This is a genomic window from Sphingomonas sp. MMS12-HWE2-04, from assembly GCF_044881185.1.
In the GTDB taxonomy this organism is placed as follows: domain Bacteria; phylum Pseudomonadota; class Alphaproteobacteria; order Sphingomonadales; family Sphingomonadaceae; genus Sphingomonas.
Map to the genome: position 1 here is coordinate 1,645,862 of NZ_CP173254.1, position 19,145 is coordinate 1,665,006.

The window sequence follows — 19,145 nt, forward strand, 5'->3', positions numbered from 1 at the left end:
GTGCCACTGCAGCCTGCGGCGAAATGGGCCGTAGGCTTGGTAGCCAGACCGCCAGTTTCATGGAGTGCGGTGTTAAATCAACAACTTAGGCCAGTCGTCGAGATCGTGTCTCCGGTCCCATGGCGAACCAAGGCAACTCAAAGCAACCCAGAGGGAGGGGGATGTTCGGTTCGCTTTAGAGCGGATGAAGCAGGGGAGCGTAAGTTTGCACACTTTTCGAGGAGGCGCCGGAGAAGGGGTGCCTCATAGAAGGAGGCTGGCAGGAAACGACCAGGTATCGCCGTTCCTTTGTGGTGGCGGGAACGTCCGGATCTGACAGGAGCCGCCGATCGAGCATAGTAAAGCCGCCTTTCGTTATGCGCCCTCGTTGCAGATACAAGTCCAATAGATTGCCATCCAAATAGCTGCCGCCAGAGCCATTCAGAAATGGTGTGAGTGCCATCTCCTTGCGGCCGGCTAGCGTCGCGCTCGGAGAGGATGCATTCCTTGGGAGAGCCAACCTCATAGCCCTCTAGAGTCATCCCGCCGTGATATTGCTCGATTTCGGCACCACGTCTTAGTCGATTGGTATCGGTGGGGCTTGGTGTCGGTAAAAAAGCGGGGGCTTGTGCAAGTGGAGCGCCAACTTGCAGGCCGCCGATTGGCATGCTGACGGTACCGAATTTGCCGACGGTGGCGCCGACGCGCTAGGAGTGTTGCTGAAGAGTGAACAGGCGCAGGGCTCTACCCGACGCCGGTTCGAACAGGCTCGCGGGCTGACGCGTATCCCGTTGTCTGACCTCATCGCCTTGAAGGGTTCGGCGTCCGGCAGGGCCTCGGGCGGGCGTCCGATCGGATCGACTTTGGGCTTCGAAATCCATTGACGGTGGAATCCGAGGCCGTACACGACTTCACACTGGGACAGTTGCCATTTTCGTCAGCTTCCGGCTGTGGATGCTAGTAAGCATTTGTGGGATGTAGCGCCGGTCTGTATTAGTCTAGAGCGAAAGATTTAGCGACATGGAAGGAAGTGCTTTTCGTTTTCTGCTGCAAGATGACAATAGACCTTTCCGCTCTTCCCGCTGCTATATCGAAGCGGACCCTAAAATAGACAATCGACTGCAGTGGGTCCTGCATCTGGAAAAGCCGGAAGGCGCCGCTTGGGTCTACGAGATTGACGATATGAAAGCCTGGATGCTGCACAGCAAGCCGGTCCGCCAGATCATCTTCGACCGGTCCCTTTCTCGCCCGCCGTTTCGAGATCTGGACCGCGATACGATTTTCCGGGAGTATCTCAGGCAGATCTTTGAACGGATCCCTTCTGCATATCGCAGCCGGCGCAAATATGCGCTGATGCCGTCCATTTCGGATGAGGAGCAGAGGACACGCTACAAGGAGGCGGTCGAAGCGGCCATCCCGGAAGTCACGATCCTGCCGGAGCCCGAGATGGTCGCGGAATATTTCCGCCTTATCGAGCGTAGCCTCGAGCTGGAGCCGGGCAGGAACAATGTAATCCTGGTGGTCGACACCGGAGCCTCGACCGCCAACATGACGCTGATCCTCAGCCGTCGAGACCGTACCATCGTCGATGTGGATGCGACGGGCGCACAACGCGATCTGCGGCTTCGCGCGCTGCGCGGCGACAGCGCGGGCAATGCCGGCCACTGGGTGGACCTGCGCCTCGCGAAGCTCCTTGGCGCGGAGGCTCCCGATGCGGCACTGCTGCGCGCGATCGAACGGGCGAAGATCGAGGTTAGCCTTGGCCACGCGGACGGCGTGCCCGTGGTCTCTCCAGCTGGAGTGAGCCTCGGCATTGTCGATCGGGCCATGCTGGGCTCGGTGACGCAAGAACTCTGGACAGAGCTTCGGCCGCTCTTCGAGGGGCTGTGCGAGCGGCTCTACGATAACCAGACATCGTCGGATGATGCGAAGCGCAGAAGCGAGGAGCGACGTCATGCGCTGAATGTCAGGGGGCCGCGGGACGCCCATCGTCTGATCGACACGATCCTGCTGGCTGGCGGGACAAGCCTGCTTCCGGGATTCGAGGAGAGGATGCTCGCCTCTTTGTTTCCCGACGGACATCGCCCCAAGGTGCTGCGCGTCGGCGAGGCTTTTCCGATCGTGGCCGCCGCCGGCGGCCTTGCGCACATACTCCACAATTACAGGCCGTCGAGGATCCGCGAGCCGGGGGAAGTAGGGAGCGAGATTTTCACGGCGGAGCTGGAGGCGACGCTCCCATATCCCCTGCTCTTAGGGATCAAAGACGCGCAGCAGCGCGAGCAATATGTCACGCTCTTGGATCCGAGCGATCCTTTTGTCGACGACGGCGGGACGCGGCCAATCGAAGGCTTGCCCCTGCTGCCTGAAGGCGCCGAGCCGAAGACCCGGGTCCTGCCGGGACCCGGCGCCGGCGTCGATGCGCGGCGAGGCCGTCCGTTCAAGTCGATCCTCGTCAATCAGGCGCCGGGCAGGATGGAACTGGACTGGGATCCGAAGCGCGAGCGCGCCACCGTCTTATCCAGCCAGGTCGACCGCACGAGCCATCTTTGGATTGAGGCCAGGAAACTCGTCGCGCGCGATGAACCGGCGCTCGATCCGTACGAGGGCGTGCTCTTGCCCGATGCACTGGCGGTGGATGGTGCCGAGGATATTATCCTAGACCTTGGCATGTCGAAGATCGTCGCCGTCACGGCTGATCGGGGCTGGATCACTACGGACGAGCTGGAGCGGATCGTGCGCGGCGAGGAACCGCCCGAAATTATAATGGTCTCCGATCCGGAGCCCGGACCCGTTATCGAGGTCCGTCCCGAAATCCCGATCGCCCAGCAGCAGGGGGAGGAAATCCTTGTCGCTGCAAGCGGGCTGGAGTTGCCGGACGGTCCTGGCCCGAGCGGGGAAGCAGGAACAATAGCGGCCGAGCCGCCTCTGGATTTCCCCATCCCGTTTCTTCCGCAGATCAGGGCGGAGACGGATGCGCGCAAGGGATGGGGAGCCCGCGTCCCGGATACCCAATTCGTGCAGGCGCTGACCGTTCTGAGGGATGAGTTCAAGGCCCGCGCGCCTCAGATGGTTTTCGACGACATCGTGGTTGCACTGCTCGGACTGACAGTCCGTCCGATCGTGCTGCTAGCGGGCCCCCCCGGGTGTGGGAAGTCGACGCTCGTGCGTTTTCTTGCGCAGATCCTGGGGATGATTAGGGGCGAGAATTTCCACGATATCGCTGTCCAGGCGCATTGGACTGACGATGAGGTCCTGTTTGGCGAGGCCGGAATGCTGCGCGCGCTCCTAACGGAGGACGACCGCGCCCACCTCGTGCTGCTGGACGAGTTCAACCTGACCCGGCCGGAATACTATCTTTCGAGACTCTTCCATGCACTGGATAGCGGGTCGGGCACGATTTCGCAGGACCAAAAGATCGCTTCCTGCCGGATCATCGGCACTCTCAACATCGATGAGTCTTCACGCGTCCCTTCGCCCAAGGTGGTCGACCGCGCGTTCCTGCTCGAGCTTCCGCAGATCGCTTGGGACGCGGACGGCTCGCCCGCCGACCTGGACGGGCTGGTACCCCTGCCGGGGCTGCCGGAGGTATCGCTGAACGGCGCGAGTACCGACGAGCGCATCAACGAGGTTTTGCAAGCTCTTCATTCTGCGGTTCACCATCATGATCTGCGCCATGATCTTCTGCCCTCTCGCCGCGTGCTGTCCGACGTCAAGGCGCTGCTGAGCCTCCATCATGGTCTCGATCTGGAGGCTCGTCATCTTCTGCCACGCAGCGAACTGGTCGACCGTCTTGTGGCGAGCCGGATCCTGGTAAAACTCGCGGGGGCCTTTGACCAAATCGAGCCTGCGCTCAAAGCGGTCGGTAAGGTGGTCGAGGGTATCGAGGAACTGCCGAGGACGCGTCGCCGCATCAATCTGGCCCAGCAGCAGGCCCGGCTAGGCTTCATTTCGCCATGGCAGTAGAGCATGCCGTTATCGAGGCCGTGCGCGTCGTGGACGCGGACGGCGTTGCCACTGAATATCCTTGGGATCCTGAGATCTTCTACCTTGTCCGCGATGACCGGCCCTATCTCGAATTCCTGACCCGAGGACAGTTGGCGACGGCTGTCAAGTCCGAGGCTAGGCAGATCGACGTGAAGATCCTCCCAATCCCTGGCGCATTGGAGGAAGGGACGCAGTGGCAGAGATGGGATTTTGAAAAGGAGCTCGCGCGGCAGCGGCGGCTCGGCGAGATCAGCCTCGCTCTGAGCGTGCCCAAGGGCTGCATGCTGCGCTGCTACGTTGTCCCGACCTTGCTGCTTAAATTTCGCGACGTCGCCGCGATGGTCGAGGAGATCGAGGAGGAACTCGAGATCCAGGCCTCATGGGACATGCTCGCCTGCCGGCGAGACAGATCCTGGAGCCGGTCGATCGGCGGTGCGCGATCAAACGTGCCGACCGAGATGATCAAGCATGTCGAGGAGGAGCTTCTTGCTGCCAAATCGATCCGGCGTGCGCCCTTCGAGGAGTTGGCCGCGCCATCACGGCGTGGGGCTCTGCTTGCGGAGAATGCGCTCGTGTCGCATTGGGCCGCGCGCCGGTACGGCCAGGTTCGTGATCAGGCGGAGACGGTCGCGCGTGCGGTCGATTCTCACAAAGCGCGCAGTCGCCGCGGCAATCCGGGGAACCGGCAGACCAAAATCGTCGAAGAGATCAGCCGGCTGGGTGGCATCCTAGAGCGGCTTGACGGCCTGAAGAGCAACCTGGCCCATCTGATCGCAGATGCCGAGCTTGCTACACCGATCTATTCGAGCCCTCTCTTTCAGCGTGACCACAGGCTGCGGTTGCTCCTGCGCGTCTTCGCGCCACCCGCGGCCCAAACGCTTTCGGACACGCAATCCGCAGCATCGCATTATCCTCCGATGTTCCTCAACCATCTGTGGGAATTATGGGGAGCGGTCTGGATCGCCCGGCAGTTGCGGCGGATGGGCTTTTCGGGGCTGTCTTCGGTCGAGCGGGTCGAGAACGTCAATCGCTGCAGCTGGCGCCTGACGAGAGACGAGGTAATGGTCGAACTTGATTTCGAAGCCCAGCCAGCTTTGGTCGACTATGACCGGTTGCCGCCGGTTCATGCGCGAACGATCTCCACGATGGAATGGGCGGCAGAGAATCAGGAGCTTGACGAGGAGCGTCCGTTTCTCGGATTGGAGATGCACTGCTCTCCCGACTATCTCCTGCGGATCACGACGCCGACGCGCAAGGTTCTGGTGGTGGGCGATGCCTGCCTAGCCAGTCCCCACCATCACGGCAACAAGGACAAGTCCGATACCAAGCCGCATGTCGTCGAGCTATATCGGCGAACCATCGGATGGTCGGCGCAAGGCGAGGTGATCGGCTGCCATCCACTCGGCGGCTTTGTTCTTTACCCTCCGCCGGCGGACGCATGGCGCAATTTCGAGCGGTTGCCTGGCGCGAGTGATTGCACCCTTTTATGCCCTCGTCCCGGCGAAGATGGGGAAGGAAGCCGTCGGCTGGAGCAAATGCTGGCATGTCTCGCTCCTGAATTCGATGATCGCAGCGGACTAGCCAGATGTGATCGACAGCAATGATCACGCGGTCATTATTCGAGTAGGCAATCTTCAATGCGGTGACCAGAGCGCCGGACTGCAGGTCTCCAGCCTCTCCGCGCGTGGCGCCCGCATAATGGCGCCCATATTGCCGCTTCTAGCGAACATCGCCATCGCCTCTCTCAAATCGGAACGGCGACTACGTCCCAATCGTAGCCGTTTCCGCGTCTTACGAACAAGCAACCGCATTCAGAAAGCCGCAGACTCCAGCCAAACGTCTGACATCGGGGGCGTCGGCTGCCCTCCTCCCGAGCGCCGCCGCGATGATGAAAATAGAGTGGCGAACGGATGGGAGGCTCGGCTGTAGGCGCGATAAACGCTAATCCGGGAGAACGTGGGCTGCCGATCGAAAGGTTTGTCTTGCGATTGATCGGTCTAGCGCAACGGTAGAACCTTCTGTCGAAAAGGAGGAAGAGTCCCGCCAAATGCCACTGCAGCCTACGTCTAAACTGGCTTGTTCGATGGTATTTGGAGAGCTCCATTCCAGAAAACCACAATCGATACAAATGGATAGGTTCGGCGTGGCTATCTTGTCTCCTGTGCCATTGCGGCCCAAGGCATCTCACGTTCGCCGACTGCGGCTCGCTCGGAGCCAAGTTGGCGATGAGGGCGGTGGCCTTATCCAAATGGCGTTTTGATCCAACCTAAGATCTGATGTCCGATGCCTAGCCCCCAACTTGCTGTGCAGAGGCAGCAATCAAAGACCGGTGCGGAACCTCAGATGGGGCTGTTTGAGCCGTATCACTGGTGTGAAGCGAGTGGCGTTGGGTGGCGCCTCTGCGGGCTGACGCGATTGCGCGTGAGAGCCGCGGCGACAGCAACGTGTCCTCGTCACAAACCAGCCCGACCCAACCGCCGCCCGTGTTGCGCGCGAATTCAAAAGGGGGCGAGCGTAGTTCGGGCCGCGATTAGTCCAAAGGTGTCGATATGCAGAAGATGATCCTGATTGGGCCTCGCTGGCCGACTTTAGATGCGACCCGCTGCAGCGGTGCTAACTCGCGCAATGATGCGTCGAAGGGGCTCCGACCGGGACGGGGCAGAACTCGAACGGCCACTTGGCGGGCGACACATCGCGTTAGTGGGCGCCGCTAAAACACACAGGAGGAAGCGCCGCTCTCTTTGTCGAGGGTCTGTCAGAGCTCACTTCCGCTAGATGTCGCCGTTGCGATTCCGGCAATCCACATCAGAACGGCAACTGATCACCAAATCCTGGACATCAACTCGCTTCGCCGCAGCAACAACGCTCGCAGTGGATCGAGTGGCCACCATACTATGGGCAACTTTTTTCCTTGAAGCCCGCAGGGTTACATCACAGTGTAACGAAACTGCATCTGTCTGCTTTGTAGCACTTGGGGGGCGGCAATGACGGGACAATCGAACTCTCTCTCAAGTTCGGACGCTATGGACGGCGCCGCTTCGCGGGGCGCAACGGGCAAACCGGATCAGGAAGCTGTGGGCTCTCCTTCCATCGCTAGCCTGAGTGCGTTGGCAGTCAAATCTCCGGACTCCGCTAAGGCATGGCGGCGACTGGGTGACGCTTTTCGCAGCAAAGGACGACACCGGAACGCGACCGCCGCCTACGCGCGCTCAATCACCGCCGCATTCAACGATGCTGAGCTCCTCGAAGCTGCCCGGGCTGTCGCAAGAGGGGAGCTGGAGGAAACTTCCGCTATCATTACCCGGCGACTTTTCGCTGAGCCCGACGATGTCGTGGCACTCAACATCGATGCCGACTTGAAGCTGCGCAAGGGCGATTTCGTTGGAGCGGCCGCCGTCGCACGCCGTTGCCTGTCGCTCGCGCCAACCTACCCGGCTGCCCGCTACTCCCTGGCGACGGCCTTGTTCCGTCAGGCGCGGCTCGCCGAGGCGCTACAGGAGATCAACACCATGCTGGTGACAGCGCCAGCTGACCCGCTCGCGAGAACCTTGAAGGCGGCGATCGCAGTAGCAGTTGGGGATACCGAAGAGTCGATCGCACTTCATCGCGGCCTCTTGGCCGAACGTCCCGAGCAACCTGGTATCTGGATAAGCCTAGGACATAGTTTGCGCATGATTGGCCTGACGGATGAGAGCGTCTCGGCCTATCGCGAAGCAATCGCGGTCAAGCCAACGGCAGCAGAGGCTTATTGGAGTCTGGCAAACCTCAAGACTGCGCGGTTCGCGCAGGGCGATATCAACGCGATGCGTAGTTTGCTAGCGGCACCGGGTCTTCGGGAGGAGGATAACGTCTTCCTTAGTTTTGCCTTGGGTAAGGCATCGGAGGACGCGGGAGATATTCCACAAGCATTCTCGCATTATCAAGCCGGCAACATCACGCGCCGGGCAGCAATCCGCTATGATCCCGATCAGACCTCGCGGAACTTCGGACGTCTCGCTCAATTCTTCAATTGCGAGCGGTTCGACACGCATATGGGGAAGGGGGACTCGTCGCCAGATCCCATCTTCATTGTCGGACTGCCGCGGTCCGGTTCGACGCTGGTCGAGCAAATCCTTGCCAGCCATCCTCTCATAGAAGGGACACAGGAGCTTCCCTATCTCGATGCTATTGCACATAGGCTTGCTACGACTGCGAAGGAGGGCAAGAGGGCGCCCTACCCGGAACTCCTCGACAGGATTGGCGAGTCCGGTCTGGCCGAGCTCGGACGCGAATACCTCGACAGAGCGCGCATTCACCGGAAAACAAGAAAGCCGTTCTTCATTGATAAGATGCCCGGCAATTTTCTTCATGCTGGTCTCGTCAAGCTTATCTTGCCGAACGCCAAAGTCATCGATGTGAGACGACATCCACTTGGAGCATGCGTCTCGATTTACCGGCAGCTCTTCGCGCAGGGGCAAGGCTTCGCATACGACCTGGTGGAGATCGCCCGATATTACCGCGATTATGCTACTCTGATGGCTCACTTCGACGAAGCTCTGCCGGGAGCGGTCCACCGGGTGCACTATGAGAGCCTAGTGAACGATACCGAGGTGGAGGTGCGGCGGATGTTGACCTATCTCGGACTTGGATTCGATCCAGCATGCCTGCGCTTCTATGAAAACGATCGGGCTGTCCGAACCCCGAGTTCGGAACAGGTCCGACGCCCCATCTCTTCTGAGGGCGTCAATCGTTGGCGCGCTTTTGCCGGATGGCTGGGACCTGCCGAAGGTGAACTCGGTGCGCTGGCGCGTCTCTATCCCGCATTGCCCCCACTCGGGCCTTGAGCGCGGTAGCCGCGACTGGATTGACGCTTGCTCCCGGCTGCGTCTCACGCCTCCTCTCAAGCGACAGATCGATCCATGCAAATAGACCCTGCGTCGGGAAACGTCCGTCAAACGGCCATGGACTCCGGCCTCCTCACGTTCCTGCAACTGCTGGCGTTCCTCCAGATCAAGGGCGATGCCAACCAGATTCTTCATGAACGAGGTGAGGGAACGGCAGCATTCACGATCGACGATATGCTCCGCTCAGCCAGGCGGCTCGGCGTCAAGGCGCGAGCAATCAAGTGCGCGCCTGAGAAGCTGTTAGAAATCCCGTTGCCTGCCATAGCCCAGCATGTCGATGGGTCATTCTTCCTGATCGCGAAGGCGGCTCAACCGCCTGCGCAGGTCGGTGACGACGGCGGCGTCAAAACGCTGGTGCAGCTTCATAACCTCCCGGAACCCCAACTATGGTCGCAGGACGATCTGCTCGACAATTGGTCGGGCGTGCTCGTTTTGATGACGACTCGCGAGGCAATCGCAGGTGCCAAGCGTCCGTTCGATGTGACGTGGTTCCTGCCCTTCCTTGTCAAATACCGGCGACCTTTACTTCAGGTGCTTGCCGCTTCGCTCGTTATCCAGATCGTTGCGTTGATCTCGCCGCTATTCTTCCAGCTGATCATCGACAAAGTGCTGGTGAACGGTACGCTCTCCACCCTGGACGTGTTGGCAATCGGACTAACAGTTGTTTTCGTCTGGGAGACGTTGTTGACAAGCGGCCGGCAATGGTTGCTCAGCCACACCACGTCACGCGTGGACGCAGAGCTCGGCGCCTCGCTCTATCGGCACATGCTGAATCTGCCGCTCGCTTATTTCGAGACGCGGCGGGTAGGCGATACGATCGCACGCGTTCGCGAGCTGGAGACGATCCGCGAATTCCTGACCGGCCCCGCCTTGAGCGTGGGGCTCGATCTGATCTTCACAGTCATCTTTCTGGCGGTGATGTATCTCTATTCGCCGCTGCTGACGCTGATCGTCGCACTGTCGCTTCCGATCTATATGCTGATCACATTCATCGTCGTTCCGCCCTTGCGGCGTCGGCTCGACGAGAAGTTCAACCGCGGTGCCGACAGCCAGGCATTTCTCGTTGAAAGCGTCGGCGCGGTTCGGACATTGAAGTCGATGGCGGTCGAGCCACGCATGCGTGGAGACTGGGAGCGTAAGCTCGCCGCGTATGTGCAAACCGGATTCTCGGTGGCCCGCTTGGCGGTGTGGGGCTCTGGCGCTGTTCAACTGGTGTCGAAGCTCACCACCGTTCTCATACTGTATCTCGGGGCGAAGCAGGTCATTGGCGGGCATTTGACCGTCGGTGGCTTGGTGGCCTTCAACATGCTGGCTGGCAGGGTGGCCACGCCGATCCTGCGTCTGGCTCAGCTTGCCCAGGATGTGCAGCAGGTCAAAATCTCGATCGACCGGCTCGGCGATGTCCTAAACGCGAAGCCCGAGCCGGAGCACGACGCAAACCGTGCGGCGTTGCCCAAGATCGAGGGGAGAGTCGAGTTCGAGCGTGTGCGCTTCCGTTACTCGCCTGACGCGCCAGACGTGCTCAAAGGCATCGATCTTGAGATCGCGCCCGGCGAGGTGATCGGGGTCGTCGGACCTTCCGGCTCGGGCAAGTCGACGTTCACCAGCCTCATCCAGCGTCTTCACGTTCCCTCTCAAGGGAGGGTGCTCGTCGATGGCGTCGACCTCATGCTTGTCGATCCGGCATGGCTACGGCGGCAGGTGGGCGTCGTGCTTCAGGAGAATGAACTGCTGAATCGGTCCGTGCGCGACAACATCGCCCTCTCGGACCCGATCGCATCCATGGATCAGGTTATCGAGGCAGCCAAACTCGCCGGGGCACATGAGTTCATTCTTCAGCTGCCTTTCGCCTACGACACCATACTCGAGGAGCGCGGACGCAACTTGTCAGGCGGGCAGCGTCAACGGATCGCGATCGCGCGCGCGTTGATGAACGACCCTCGAATCCTGATTCTCGACGAGGCCACATCGGCACTGGATGCAGAGTCCGAGGAAATCATCCAGGCAAACCTCAAGTCGATAGCCCGGGACCGAACAGTCATCATCGTGGCGCATCGGCTCTCTGCGGTTCGCGAGTTTGACAGGATAATTACAATAGAGAACGGATCTATTACGGAAATAGGATCACACGAAGAACTGTTGACGAAAAGCGGGAGATACGCTGATCTGTACCGGCGCCAGATGGGCGTCAGTGAGCGAGTCGAGGGGCCGTAGTCAAATGCCGGCGGTACTTTCCAAGCACTGGTCTGTACTTTCGTCGGCATGGGCATTGGATGCCGCCGAGGCTAAGAAGCGCCGGCGATTTTCGCAGACCGAGTTTCTGCCAGCGGCACTTGAGGTCATCGAAACGCCTGCCTCTCCCCTTGGTCGAACGGGTCTTTGGGTTCTTATCGGCGGTGTGGCGCTCGCATTGATTTGGTCGATCATAGGGCGGCTGGACGTGGTCGTCACGGCGCCTGGCCGGATTATTCCCGCCGACCGGGTCAAGGTGATCCAGCCGACCGAGCTTGGAGTCGTGCGTGCGATTCACGTTCACGATGGACAGCGAGTCAAAGCAGGACAGCTGCTCATCGAACTCGATCCCACTGCCGCGGGTGCAGATGACGCCCAAGCGCGCACCGGGCTAATGGCAGCACGCATCGATCGTGCTCGCAGTGAGGCTCTCCTGTCCTATCTCCACGGCCGGCGCCCCGATTTCGTTGCTCCTAGCGGAGCCCCCGGCGAGCTTGCGCGAGTCCAGGCTGATCTCGTCTCTACGCAGATCCAGGAATACGAGGCGCGTCGAGCGATCCTGAGCCGGCAGCGCGGAGAGCATGCTGCCGAGTTGGCCGCTGCTGATGCCGAACGACGCAAGTTGGAAGAGACGTTACCGCTGCTCGACAAGCAGATCGAGGCGCGCAAGCAACTTGTCGATCAGGGCCATTTCCCCCGGCTTCGTCTTTACGAACTCGAAGAGCAGCGGATCGAGCGGACACGCAACATTGATGTCCAGGCCGCAGCGGCAGCCAAAGCGCGCGCCGCGATCTCCGGCATCGATGCGCAGCTCGGACAGCTGCGGTCCGAACTGGCACGAACGACAGTTAAGGATTTGGCTGAGGCTCAGGACAACAGCAACCTGCGGACAAGCGAACTCTCCAAGACGGAGATGCGGAACAATCTAATGCGGCTCACGAGTCCGGTAGATGGGACGGTTCAGCAGCTTGCTGTTCACACCCTTGGGGGTGTGGTCGAACCTGCTCAGACGTTGTTGGTGATAGTACCTGACGGCAGTCAGCTCGTGATAGACGCGAAAATTTCCAATAAGGATGCGGGCTTTGTGCGCGTCGGCCAACCCGTGAGGGTGAAGGTCGATGCTTTCCCATTCACCGATTACGGCACGGTCGAAGGAACGCTGGAAAGCGTCTCGGGTGATGCTGTTGAGGACGAGAAACTTGGTCTTGTCTACAACGCTCGTGTACGCCTGCTGGCTAACGCGACGCGCGGTAAGCCTAGGAGCATTGTTCTTGCGCCGGGAATGGCGGTGGCGGCCGAGATCAAAACCGCGCGTCGACGGGTCATCCAGTATCTCCTGTCGCCCATCATGACGCGATTGGATGAAGCGGGCAGGGAACGATGAGTGATATAACAGTCGACGCTCGCAGAGTTCGGCAGCCGGGCCGTATTCGAACGCTTGCCGTCTCTGCTGCTATCCTCATTGCCATCCTGGTCTGCGTCGGAGTGCTTTCGTCAAGCGACGCCGTTGGATATCGCCTGATATCGCAGGCGTTACTTGGTCGCGAAGAGTTGGTATTCCCCTCGGATCCTTCAAAGTCGGAACAGCAGGCACTCGACGCCTTCATGCGTGCCGCTGACGGCTGCAAGCGTGGTGCGGTCGCAGCAGGGGTGCCCGACGCTGAACAAGAAGTCATTCGGCCTTATTTACGGTTTCGCTCAGCGCAATATCGCGACATGATGCTCAGCGATATCGCCGCCCGCGTGCGCGCGCTCTCGTGGATTGGGCGTCTGCGTGCCAGGTTATCGGCGGAGAACCGTGACGAGATCGTCGCCGCTGCGCGGCATTCAGTCGATGCCCGTTTAAAGGCGGTGACACCGGTGGGCAGCGGCGGTGACCAACTTCTTCAACTCGCCGCCTGTGGCTTCGCCAGCCGTCATCTCTAAGCCCGAAGGACCGCAATCATGCCGGATCGGATTGTAAATGGCGTAAGGGTAAGGGTTCAATCAACTTGGCTCGGTGGCCAGACCATTGTAATTCCCCGCCAGCAGCTCGCGAATGGACAGCGTATCCCTGAGTTGCATGTCAAGATCAAGCAATCGTCCAGACTTTACAACGGCAACGTTGATCTGCAGATTCTAACGAAGTTTCTGTCAGCACGAACCATCGGCGGTAACGGAACTCTGACGGATACTGCAATATTCTTCAATGATGCGTATGATCGCAATCTGACAGGCGCTATTCGTTTCACTGATCTGTCTGGTAAAGCGGCCGGCGAGTTCTCGGTTTTTAATTTCGGGTCATCGACTGTGACGAACGTGCCGTTCGTTAATGACTTCGCGGTCAACATCGACGTACCGAAGCTACAAGAGGCTGCGGCTCAACGCTACACCCAGCTCGCAAGCTGGCAACGCTATGTGAATCAAGGTAACCCGTCGACCTTGATGATCAATGGCGTGCCGTTCGCGCAGAACGTAAATTCACCCAACATAGCACTTGCCCGTGCTAATACGCTGCTGGATGTTTTTGCGGAGGTAGCGCACCATGAGTTCGGTGGCCATGGCCTCCACGTCAACTTACAGCACGGCGCGCTTAACAGTGCAAATGACTTTCTCAACGATTATGCTTATTCGTCAGGGTTCACCAGCCAATACCTGACGGGAGGTATTACGGTCGATGGACAGTTTGGGTCGTGGAACGGTAGCCAGTGGGTCGGCAGCCCGGTGGACTTTTTAACCGCGATGTGACCACAGTCTCAATATATAACTTGATCAACGCAAATAATTACGAAGGGATAGAGGTCGGCGGACGCAACATCGTTCTCTCGTCGTTAGAAGATCCGCCAACCAATGCCGAACCCGTAGCCGCCACTGTTGCGCGCATCATTGCCGAACCGGATCTGTTTTTTGGGCAGTTCGGATCGGTATTAGGGGCAACCGTAGGTAACTACCTGTTCAGCGAAAGTCCCTTCGCCGCGGTGCCGGCATCAGCCTTCCTTGGCACGCTTGGCCACAACATCGCGGACTTTATCTCGTCCGGAGGGATCAGCGCTGACCTTGGCAGGGCCGGAGCCGTCTTCGACCAGACCTTTGCTGATTTTGGGCAGGAGCTGGGTCAGGCATTCCAGTCGGCTGCCGTGGGTTCGGTCAGCTCGTTCCTGACGCTCGAACTCGGCCACGCATTGGGCGTTTCCGGCTTTGGGGCTGAGCTCTTTCAGACCGGGACCGGCTCAGTCCTTGGCCAGGTTCTCAACAATGCCATTGATATCGCCGGTGGCACCAAAACGGTTGGCCAGCTATTCTCCGGATTGAATGGTAGTGGCCTGTTCGGCAACGCCGTTGACCCGCTCAATCTCGGTGACTGGAATCCGGGATTGCTTTCGAGCGCAGTCGGGAGCTTCCTCGGATCTAAGCTTGGCTCGTTGATCCTTTCACCTTCCAACACAGAGGGGATGATCCTCTCGTCGGTCGGATCTGCCGTAGGTGCTTGGGCATTCGGTGCGGGTGCGGCAGCCGCCGGATCGATCGGCAGTATTGGTGCCTCGATCGCCACAGCCTTTGGATCGCTCGGCAATGTCGTAGCGCCACTTGTCGGATCGCTGATTGGGTTCCTGCTGGGCTCCCTAATTGGACGGCTATTCGGCAAGAAGAAGCCGCGCGTCCCTACGGCGAGCGGTGAGATATATCTCGACAGGGCCAGCGGTTACTGGGCGAGCGGCGGGATCACGGTCCAGAACAATGGCAATCGAGCTCTGATCGCATCGATGGCGCAGTCAGCGGTGGACTCGATCAACGGTACGATCAGCTATATCGTGGGGGGCACAGACATCGCCCCGAACGCCAATGTGACTGCTCCGCGCGAGCGGCTTGGGCACACGGGTCAGACAATCTGGTTCGATAAGCAGATCGGCGCAACTTGGGTACGACAATATTCGGGAACTGACGCTGAGGTCGCGGTGGAGAAGGCGTCCATGTCCGCCATTCTCGACACCCGGGTAAAAGGTGGCGATTTGCTCGCCAAACGCGCGATCTACTCGCAGCCCGGAGCTACGCTCGAGGCCATGCTGGGAAATATTCAGGTTGCAGCCGATTACGGTCAGTACCTGCTCAATCGCGCGTTGATCAATGGGTTGATCCAAGCCAGTCCCGACTCGACCTACACGGCGTCTTGGTTGGTGACGCTGGCGCGCGCCGAAGAACTCGGACTCGGAAGTTTTCAGGCGTCGGACTTTTTCGGCGGGCTAGGCGGCTTCGCGGACAGCTTCGGCTTCGGCCGCGGAAATCGGAATGATCTTCTCGGTATCGGGTACGAGCATATCAGCCTCGCCTTCGAAGGAAGCGCGTTGCGTGTAAGTTCCGACGACGGATCCGGCGCGTTCGCGCTAGTTTCGTCCTCGAACAATGTAGGAAGTGTCGAGCTTGCCAAGCAATCGGCTCTGATCGCGGATTTCGGTGCGAATGTCGGCTACGCCCTTTGGGGAGGCGAGGCGACGGCGGGGAACGACATCTGGATTGCGAGCGGCAGTGGGTCCGCGGTGACGATGGATGATACCGGCACGCAGTGGGTCGGGTATTGGGATCCTTATTGGGGCAATTATTACCAGTATCCGATCACGGTAACGGGTGGCGACGACATCTTCGTTGGCTCCAGCTACAACGACGTCCTCTACGGGCGCAGTGGCTGGGACTGGCTGGACGGCGGTGCCGGCTACGACACGATCGACGGCGGCGACAATGACGACGTGCTTCTCGGGCGAGGCGACAAGGATCGGCTGTCGGGCGGTAGCGGCAATGACTATATCTCGGGTGGCGACGGCGATGATTATTTCTCGGACGCCAACAACACCTGGGGCCTTTATGGCAACGACGGGAACGACATCCTCGTCGGCGGCGCAGGTATGGATTCGCTTTATGGCGAGAATGGCGACGATACGATCATCGTCGACCAGGACGGCGGCGGGGTGTGGGACGCTCTTGGCGGTGCCAATGGCCAGGACACGCTGAGCTACGAGCGCTTCACCTCGGGCGTCTATGTTGATTTCTCGGTGCTGGGCGGCTGGTCGTGGGATCCGACCGCCAAATACATCTACGGCGACGCGATCTCCGGCATGGAGAACCTGACGGGCAGTCAGTATGGCGACACGATCCTTGGCGATAGCATCGACAATGTCATCCGCGGCTTGGGAGGAAACGACTCTCTCTACGGCCGCGATGGCAATGATATTCTGGAAGGAGGGGCGGGCGCCAATGCACTTGACGGGGGTAATGGCTATGACTTCGCGAGCTATGAGAGCGCCGAGAGCGGCGTAACGGCGGATCTGTCTCTGGCCGCTGGCGGGGATGACCAAGGTCCAGATAGTTATGTTGGCATCGAAGGACTCCGTGGCTCCAACTTCAACGATGAACTGACGGGGGATGGCGGTGACAATGTACTGATCGGACTCGCCGGCGACGATTTGTTCGGCATGACGGCCGGCAACGACAACCTCGATGGGGGTGGCGGCTTCGATACGCTCGACGCGAGCAACGCGCCCGGTCCTGTCAGCATCTATTTCGACGCCGGCTATTACGACCCATATTACGGGTATTATACCCCCGGTGCGGGCTGGGTCGCATCCGGTTTCGCGTCGGGAACAACGACGTTCGCGAATGTCGAGGGTTTTGCGGGCTCGGCCTTTGCTGACTATATCTCTGGTAGCGCAGCGGACGAGGCATTCGACGGCGGCGCGGGGAACGATTATCTGTACGGCGGAGGCGGCTCGGATACGTTCGTTTTCGGCCGCGGTGACGGGCAGGACTCCGTTTCGGCAAGCAATTTCGGAGCTAGTGGCATCATCCTGAAGGATGATATCAACTGGCGTGACGTCGCGATTTCGGGGGCGGCGTACAACGTCAACTACGGCAATTTGGTGGTGTCGATCCTGGGGACTGCCGATCAGATCGTGGTGGGCGGCAATTTCTCGTACGTGAACAGCGGTACGAATGCCGGCAATCACAACCATGCGATCAAGAGCCTCACGCTTGGCGGTGTCAGCACGGTCGACATCGACATGATCGACTGGACGCCCGCCGGGGCGCAGACAGATGCAGCGACGGTGGTCTACGGCGCGCAGAACCGGGCGGATCTGATCTTCGCTTATGGCGGTGCGGACGTGATCTACGCCGCGGGCAACAGCACGGCCTATGAGACGCGGGGCAACGTCATTTATGCCGGCGACGGCGACGACACGATCTACGGCAGCTATGGCGACGACCAGTACATCTTCGAGCGCGGCAACGGCGCGGACTGGCTGAGCGACTTTGGCGGTCTCGACACGATCGTGATGGGCCCTTCGGTGAGCGCCGACGATGTGATCTACCAGGTGGTGGTGACCAGCCCCGGTGTGAGTGCGGACCTCTATATCGGCCTGCGCGACCCCAACAATTCCAGCCTGACCGCGAGCCAGGTGGCCGATCGGATCCTGGTGTCCGGCGGCGGCACCAAGCTGGTGGGCATGTATTATGGGACCGAAAGCTACAATACGACCGAATATGTGCGCGTCGGCGGGCAGGAGATCGACCTGACCAAGGCGGGCATCAACTGGGAGACCAGCTATTACTACGACGGCGGCGGGTATTTCCCGGTCGCTCTGGATCTCGACGGGGACGGGATCGAGCTACGCTCGGTAAATGGCTCGCGGATCGCGAGCGTCGAGGGCGATGGCACGATCACGCGGGTCGGCTGGCTGGGTCAGGACGACGGGTTCCTCGCGCTTGATCGCAACGGCGATGGCGTGATCGACCGGATCGGCGAGATATCGTTCATCGGCGATGTCGAAGGCGCCAGGTCCGATCTCGAGGGGCTCGCTGCCTATGACAGCAACGGCGACGGCAAGCTCGATGCGTCGGACAAGCGCTTCGGCGAGTTCCAGGTGTGGCAGGACAAGAACCAGGATGGCTTTGGCTCGGCCGACGAGCTGGTGAGCATGGAACAGGCGGGTCTGCGCTCGATCAGCCTCAAGGGGCAGGCGACCGGGTTCACGCCGGCCGACGGGCTCGACAATGTCGTGCTGGCGACGTCCGAGATCGAGTGGGCGGATCCAACGCGAACAGGCACCGCGCACGATGTCATGCTGGCGCGGCTGCAGGTGCGCACCGATGGCGGCGATGTCGGGGCAAGTGGCGAGGGCGATCCGCTGGATGCGCTGCTCTACGGCGTGCAGGGACTCACCGAAGCACAGGTCGAGGCGATCCGGCAAACCAAGATCGCGGCCGCGAAGGATGGCGACGCCGGGCTGCTCTATCGGATCGAGACGCTGCTCGACAGTGGCGCGGCATCGAAGAACGGACTCTATACGCTTGATGCCGGGACGGCGGCGAGCCTATCGGCGACGGCGCGCCGGCACAACTTGCAGGATCCGTTTGCGACGAGCACGTGGACTCTGGCGGGCTCGGTCGAGGAAGGCGAGCGCGACACGAGCGGCGACGGCGCAGCGTTCACCAAACAGGTGCCGACCGACGCGCAGAAGGCGATGATCGCCGAGGTGCGCCAGAAGGTCGCTGCAGACAAGGCCGCGGCTGCCGCGACAGCCGTCGGTAAGGCGGCGCGCGATGCGACGAGCGAAGAGGCGCGTCCGGCGCCCAAGCCGCCCACGGCCGAGGAGCTGGCACGTTTGGCGGCGAAGGATCAGTTCCGGCTGCTCGGCACGGATACCGACCCCGAGACCGCCGCACGCCTCGCCGCCGAAGCCGCTAAAGCATCCAACGGGACCGGCCCGCAGGCGAGCCCGACAAGCGCGGCTCCCCACCTTACAGCGCTCACTGCGGCCAATGAGGACGAGAGTGAAGAGGCTCCCGTCACCGAAACGGCGCCGTCAGGAAGCACCGGCTACCGAGTGGCCGCGTCTGTCGACCAGCCATCGTCAGGCCAAGGACCCCAATCGACAGACAGCGTCAACGACAGCGCTTACGGCGTGGTGATCCGCACCGCCAACGCGCGCCTCGTCCAGGCACTCGCCAGCTTCGGCGATCCCCGCCATGATGACCACCTACCAGGGACTCAACAGCGCCAATGACCCACAGGCCGCATGGCTCACCGTCGATGCCATG

General features: G+C 60.5%; 9 protein-coding genes. All 9 read left to right on the forward strand.

Going from position 1 to position 19,145, the window contains the following annotated elements; translation table 11 throughout:
* The first annotated feature begins 626 nt into the window (after window positions 1-626).
* Window positions 627-863 (forward strand): hypothetical protein, encoded by a 237-nt coding sequence (locus AB2M62_RS07380; protein ID WP_404338956.1) that lies wholly within the window; start codon window positions 627-629, stop codon window positions 861-863.
* A 136-nt stretch (window positions 864-999) separates the two neighbouring features.
* Window positions 1,000-3,942 (forward strand): AAA family ATPase, encoded by a 2,943-nt coding sequence (locus AB2M62_RS07385; protein ID WP_404338958.1) that lies wholly within the window; start codon window positions 1,000-1,002, stop codon window positions 3,940-3,942.
* Window positions 3,933-5,567 carry a hypothetical protein gene (locus tag AB2M62_RS07390; protein WP_404338960.1) on the forward strand — a complete coding sequence of 545 codons (1,635 nt, stop codon included), beginning with the start codon at window positions 3,933-3,935 and terminating at the stop codon, window positions 5,565-5,567. Before AB2M62_RS07385 ends, AB2M62_RS07390 begins: the two co-directional genes overlap by 10 nt.
* Window positions 5,568-6,947: 1,380 nt before the next feature.
* Window positions 6,948-8,786 (forward strand): tetratricopeptide repeat-containing sulfotransferase family protein, encoded by a 1,839-nt coding sequence (locus AB2M62_RS07395; protein WP_404338962.1) that lies wholly within the window; start codon window positions 6,948-6,950, stop codon window positions 8,784-8,786.
* A 75-nt stretch (window positions 8,787-8,861) separates the two neighbouring features.
* A complete protein-coding gene (locus tag AB2M62_RS07400; RefSeq protein ID WP_404338964.1) occupies window positions 8,862-11,060 on the forward strand; it encodes a type I secretion system permease/ATPase in 2,199 nt (732 codons plus the stop codon).
* 4 nt (window positions 11,061-11,064) lie between these two features.
* Complete coding sequence (locus AB2M62_RS07405) at window positions 11,065-12,462, forward strand: HlyD family type I secretion periplasmic adaptor subunit (protein ID WP_404338966.1); 1,398 nt, start codon at window positions 11,065-11,067, stop codon at window positions 12,460-12,462.
* Window positions 12,459-13,004, forward strand: coding sequence for a hypothetical protein (locus AB2M62_RS07410; RefSeq protein ID WP_404338968.1), 546 nt, complete (start codon window positions 12,459-12,461; stop codon window positions 13,002-13,004). The genes AB2M62_RS07405 and AB2M62_RS07410 overlap by 4 nt, the downstream gene beginning before the upstream one ends.
* Before the next feature lie 18 nt (window positions 13,005-13,022).
* Window positions 13,023-13,805 (forward strand): hypothetical protein, encoded by a 783-nt coding sequence (locus AB2M62_RS07415; RefSeq protein ID WP_404338970.1) that lies wholly within the window; start codon window positions 13,023-13,025, stop codon window positions 13,803-13,805.
* A 20-nt stretch (window positions 13,806-13,825) separates the two neighbouring features.
* A complete protein-coding gene (locus tag AB2M62_RS07420) occupies window positions 13,826-19,111 on the forward strand; it encodes a hypothetical protein (protein ID WP_404338972.1) in 5,286 nt (1,761 codons plus the stop codon).
* Window positions 19,112-19,145 lie beyond the last annotated feature (34 nt).

What these genes read in the sequence shown, in the direction of transcription:
- AB2M62_RS07405 (WP_404338966.1), top strand. Translation starts at nt 11,065, where the DNA reads ATGCCGGCGGTACTTTCCAAGCACTGGTCTGTACTTTCGTCGGCATGG.
- AB2M62_RS07395 (WP_404338962.1), top strand. Translation starts at nt 6,948, where the DNA reads ATGACGGGACAATCGAACTCTCTCTCAAGTTCGGACGCTATGGACGGC.
- AB2M62_RS07410 (WP_404338968.1), top strand. Translation starts at nt 12,459, where the DNA reads ATGAGTGATATAACAGTCGACGCTCGCAGAGTTCGGCAGCCGGGCCGT.
- AB2M62_RS07385 (WP_404338958.1), top strand. Translation starts at nt 1,000, where the DNA reads ATGGAAGGAAGTGCTTTTCGTTTTCTGCTGCAAGATGACAATAGACCT.
- AB2M62_RS07400 (WP_404338964.1), top strand. Translation starts at nt 8,862, where the DNA reads ATGCAAATAGACCCTGCGTCGGGAAACGTCCGTCAAACGGCCATGGAC.
- AB2M62_RS07390 (WP_404338960.1), top strand. Translation starts at nt 3,933, where the DNA reads ATGGCAGTAGAGCATGCCGTTATCGAGGCCGTGCGCGTCGTGGACGCG.
- AB2M62_RS07415 (WP_404338970.1), top strand. Translation starts at nt 13,023, where the DNA reads ATGCCGGATCGGATTGTAAATGGCGTAAGGGTAAGGGTTCAATCAACT.